The 1,213-nt window shown below is 50.9% G+C and carries 1 tRNA gene and 2 rRNA genes; all 3 read right to left on the bottom strand.

The window, feature by feature from the left end:
* Positions 1-69: 69 nt before the first annotated feature.
* Positions 70-146 (bottom strand) — tRNA-Met (locus DSM25558_RS27560).
* Between the two features lie 294 nt (positions 147-440).
* Positions 441-555, bottom strand: a 5S ribosomal RNA gene (gene rrf / locus DSM25558_RS27555).
* 364 nt (positions 556-919) lie between these two features.
* Positions 920-1,213: ribosomal RNA gene (locus DSM25558_RS29100) — 23S ribosomal RNA — on the bottom strand; the annotation flags it as partial.

The following is a 1,213-nucleotide window of genomic DNA, read 5'->3' as shown; positions in this document are numbered from 1 at the left end:
GGCTTTTCTACGAGTATTTGTGAGGCGCTTTGTGTCTGTATTTTAAATGATCGAATTTTTGGAATTTTTTGGTTGCGGGGGCAGGATTTGAACCTGCGGCCTTCAGGTTATGAGCCTGACGAGCTACCGGGCTGCTCCACCCCGCGTTACCAGCGTAAATCCCTATGGGATTTATCGCGCCAGAGCAAACTCGCAGAGTTTGCGCCTCTACCGGCGCAAATCCACTTGGATTTGTCGCCTCTACTCGACTTTTGCCGGAGGCAAAGTGTCATCTTTTCCCGGTATTTTACCTTGGCAAAATACCGACTGCGTAAACCGTGTTTCCGTTTATGCATCACCCCGGAACGACGAAAGGCCGCTTATCGCGGCCCTTTTGTATCGGCTGGGCCGAGGTTTGTTTTTGCTTGAGAAGATATTTTATCATGTGTTGTGTTTTGCAGACCTGGCAGCGACCTACTCTCCCGCGTCTTAAGACGGAGTACCATTGGCGCTGGGGCGTTTCACGGCCGTGTTCGGAATGGGAACGGGTGCAGCCGCCCCGCAATAACCACCAGGTCGGCAAAACGCAACATATGTTCATGCTACGCATGAACATATGATTGCTTGTGATTGGTATGCCTTATCCTGTTCGCTTGACGCTCACAGGGGACACCAATGGGCCATACGGCACCCTCGCGATGAGGACACTGTAGACACAAGCAACATGTTCATGATTTCACATGGAAACTGTTGTTTCGAGAAGCTGGAGAACCCGAAGGTTCTATTTAATTTACACGTCATTCTGTGACCTGTCCGTATGTTTCCCATACAGGACGATAGTCCGTCGCGCCTTGTGGCGCGCGCCGTCTGCAGGGCTTATAGCCCGTGAAGACAGAACAGATCATCATCGAACTGCGTTCGATGAACATAATCAATGGGAACGAAGAAGTCGATCGAGCTATTAGTAACGGTAAGCTTCATGCATTGCTGCACTTCCACACCCGTCCTATCAACGTGGTCGTCTTCCACGGCTCTGATAGGGAACACTCGTTTTCAGGTTGGTTTCCCGCTTAGATGCCTTCAGCGGTTATCCATTCCGTATATAGCTACTCTGCTATGCCCTTGGCAGGACAACAGATCCACCAGAGATACGTCCATCCCGGTCCTCTCGTACTAGGGACAGATCCTGTCAATATTCCTACACCCACGGCAGATAGGGAACGGCAGATAGGGA

This window comes from Agrobacterium sp. DSM 25558 (assembly GCF_900100825.1).
GTDB lineage: Bacteria > Pseudomonadota > Alphaproteobacteria > Rhizobiales > Rhizobiaceae > Agrobacterium.
Note: the sequence above shows the minus strand (reverse complement) of the source record. Positions and strands in the feature narration are given on the sequence as shown.